At 64.6% G+C, this 3,326-nt stretch carries 3 protein-coding genes; all 3 read left to right on the top strand.

All coding sequences use genetic code 11. The features are described 5' to 3' along the window. Positions 1 to 113 precede the first annotated feature (113 nt). On the top strand, positions 114 to 2,786 hold the full coding sequence (acnA, locus tag VGD20_RS03005; RefSeq protein ID WP_331133028.1) for an aconitate hydratase AcnA: 2,673 nt from the start codon (positions 114 to 116) through the stop codon (positions 2,784 to 2,786). Positions 2,787 to 2,801: 15 nt separating this feature from the next. After that, positions 2,802 to 3,116 (top strand): ribosomal protein L7/L12, encoded by a 315-nt coding sequence (locus VGD20_RS03000; RefSeq protein ID WP_331133027.1) that lies wholly within the window; start codon positions 2,802 to 2,804, stop codon positions 3,114 to 3,116. A gap of 33 nt (positions 3,117 to 3,149) precedes the next feature. After that, positions 3,150 to 3,326 (top strand): CBU_0592 family membrane protein (locus VGD20_RS21785; protein WP_414714534.1); only part of this gene is annotated, 177 nt, incomplete at its 3' end.

The following is a 3,326-nucleotide window of genomic DNA, read 5'->3' as shown; positions in this document are numbered from 1 at the left end:
CGGCGTAAGGCGGCGCGGACATAAACCTGCGCGTGCGACTCCGCTTTGCCCCGCTCTCCCGAACGGGCATCGGCGTCATTTCCCCGCCGCGCCAACATGGGGACTGCAATCCTATGACCACCACCGGCCACGACACGCTGGGAACCCGCTCGACGCTCGACGTCGGCGGCAAAAGCTACGCCTATTATTCGCTCGACAAGGCCGCGGCGAAGCTCGGCGACGTGTCGCGCCTGCCCTTTTCGATGAAGGTGCTGCTCGAAAACCTGCTGCGGTTCGAGGATGGCGGCTTCACCGTGTCGAAGGATGACGTGCAGGCGCTCGTCGACTGGCAAAAGGATCCGCATTCGAACCGCGAAATCCAGTATCGCCCGGCGCGCGTGCTGCTGCAGGATTTCACCGGCGTTCCCTGCGTCGTCGACCTCGCCGCGATGCGCGATGCGATTGCCAAGCTCGGCGGCGACACGACGAAGATCAACCCGCTCGTCCCCGTCCACCTCGTCATCGACCACTCGGTGATGGTCGACGAATTCGGCCATCCCAAGGCGTTCGAACAGAATGTCGAGATCGAATATTATCGCAACGGCGAACGTTACGACTTCCTGAAATGGGGATCGAAGTCGCTGTCGAACTTCAAGGCGGTGCCCCCGGGCACCGGCATCTGCCACCAGGTCAATCTCGAACATATTGCGCAGGCGGTGTGGTCGAGCGAGGACGCCGACGGCGCGACGGTCGCTTACCCCGACACCTGCGTCGGCACCGACAGCCACACGACGATGATCAACGGGCTCGGCGTGCTCGGCTGGGGCGTTGGCGGGATCGAGGCCGAGGCCGCGATGCTCGGCCAGCCCGTGTCGATGCTGATCCCCGAAGTCGTCGGCTTTAAATTCACCGGCGCGCTGAAGGAAGGCGTGACCGCGACCGACCTCGTGCTCACCGCGACGCAGATGCTGCGCGCCAAGGGCGTCGTCGGCCGCTTCGTCGAATATTTCGGCCCCGGCCTCGCCTCGCTGAGCCTCGCGGATCGTGCGACGCTCGCCAACATGGCGCCCGAATATGGCGCGACCTGCGGCTTCTTCGGCGTCGACGACAAGACGCTCGATTACATGCGCCTGACCGGCCGCTCGGAAGAGAATATCGCGCTGGTCGAAGCCTATGCCAAGGCGCAGGGGCTGTGGATCGTCGATGGCGCCGCGGACCCGATTTTCACCGACACGCTCGAACTCGACCTCGGCAGCGTCGTCCCGTCGCTCGCGGGCCCGAAGCGTCCGCAGGACCGCGTCTCGCTTCCCGAGGTCGACGATGTGTTCAACGCCGACATGGCGAACACCTATAAAAAGGCGCAGACGCGCGTTCCGGTCGAGGGCAAGGATTTCGACATCGGCGACGGCGACGTCACCATCGCCGCGATCACCAGCTGCACCAACACCTCGAACCCCGGCGTGCTCGTCGCCGCGGGCCTCGTCGCGAAGAAGGCCGACGCGCTGGGCCTGAAGCCCAAGCCGTGGGTCAAGACCTCGCTCGCCCCGGGATCGCAGGTCGTCACCGACTATCTCGAAAAGGCCGGGCTGCAGAAGCATCTCGACAATATCGGCTTCAACCTCGTCGGCTATGGCTGCACGACCTGCATCGGCAACTCGGGGCCTTTGGCGGAACCGATTTCGAAGGCGATCAACGAAAATGGCCTCGTCGCCGCGGCTGTCATCTCGGGCAACCGCAACTTCGAAGGCCGCGTGTCGCCCGACGTGCGCGCCAACTTCCTCGCCTCGCCGCCGCTCGTCGTTGCCTATGCGCTGAAGGGCACGGTGATCGAGGATTTCACCACCACGCCGATCGGGCAGGACCAGTCGGGCAACGACGTGTTCCTCGCCGACATCTGGCCGACGAACCTCGAAGTCGCCGAAACGGTGGCGGGCGCGGTCGACCGCGACATGTTCGAGGCGCGCTACGCCCATGTCTATAAGGGCGACGAGCATTGGCAGAAGATCGAGGTCGAGGGCTCGGATACGTACCAGTGGCGCGCCGGATCGACCTATGTCGCGAACCCGCCCTATTTCGAGGGCATGACGATGACCCCGGCGCCGGTGTCGGACATCGTGAACGCCAAGCCGCTCGCGATCCTCGGCGACAGCATCACGACCGATCACATCAGCCCTGCCGGCAGCATCAAGGCGGACTCGCCGGCCGGAAAATGGCTTATGGAACATCAGGTTAGCAAGGCCGACTTCAACAGCTACGGCGCCCGCCGCGGCCACCACGACGTGATGATGCGCGGCACCTTCGCCAACATCCGCATCAAGAATGAAATGGTCCCCGGCATCGAGGGCGGCATGTCGCGCTACGGCGCCGAAGTCATGCCGATCTATGACGCCGCGATGCGCCACAAGGCCGACGGCACGCCGCTCGTCGTCATCGCGGGCAAGGAATATGGCACCGGCTCGTCGCGCGACTGGGCGGCGAAGGGCACCAACCTGCTCGGCGTCCGCGCGGTAATCGTCGAAAGCTTCGAGCGCATCCACCGCTCGAACCTCGTCGGCATGGGCGTGCTGCCGCTGCAGTTCCTCGACGGCCAGAGCCGCGAGACGCTGGGGCTGTCGGGCGACGACCAGTTCACCATCACCGGCGTCGCGGACCTCAAGCCGCGCCAGACGGTCACCGTGAACGTTACGCGCGCCGACGGTTCGACCTTCAGCTTCGACACACTCTGCCGCATCGATACGGCGAACGAGGTCGAATATTATATGAACGGCGGCATCCTGCATTACGTGCTGCGCAAGCTCGCGGCTTGATGTTAAACGAGGGCGATGAGCGGACTTCTTCTCTTCGCCCTCGGCTTCCTCTGCGGCGCCGGCCTTGTGCTGGCGCTGCGGCGTGACAGCAGCGCGCGCGACCTGACCGGTCCGCCGCCGCGGGCGCCCTCCCCGCCGCGCGGCGCGCGCATCGATGCGACCCCGCTGACCGTGCGGGTCCACACCGAAATCTCCAGCGACGACCAGATCCTCGACCTGATCCGCCGCGGGCAAAAGATCCAGGCGATCAAACGGATGCGCGAGCTGACCGGCATGGGTCTTGCCGAATCGAAGGATGCTGTCGAGGCGATCGAACGGACATTGCGCTAGACGCCCGCTCTCGCGCTTTCACCCAAAGGAAAAATGATGGATGCGGTCGAGATCCTGATCGAAGTCATCGGCTGGACGGCCGCCGTCATCATTCTTGCCGCCTATATCCTGCTCTCGCTCGGCAAGCTCCCGGCACGCGGCTATCTCTATCAATGGATGAACGTGATCGGCGCGGGGGGTTTCGTCATCAATTCGGGCTATAATGGTGCA

This window comes from Sphingopyxis sp. (assembly GCF_036402335.1).
In the GTDB taxonomy this organism is placed as follows: Bacteria; Pseudomonadota; Alphaproteobacteria; order Sphingomonadales; family Sphingomonadaceae; genus Sphingopyxis.
Note: the sequence above shows the minus strand (reverse complement) of the source record. Positions and strands in the feature narration are given on the sequence as shown.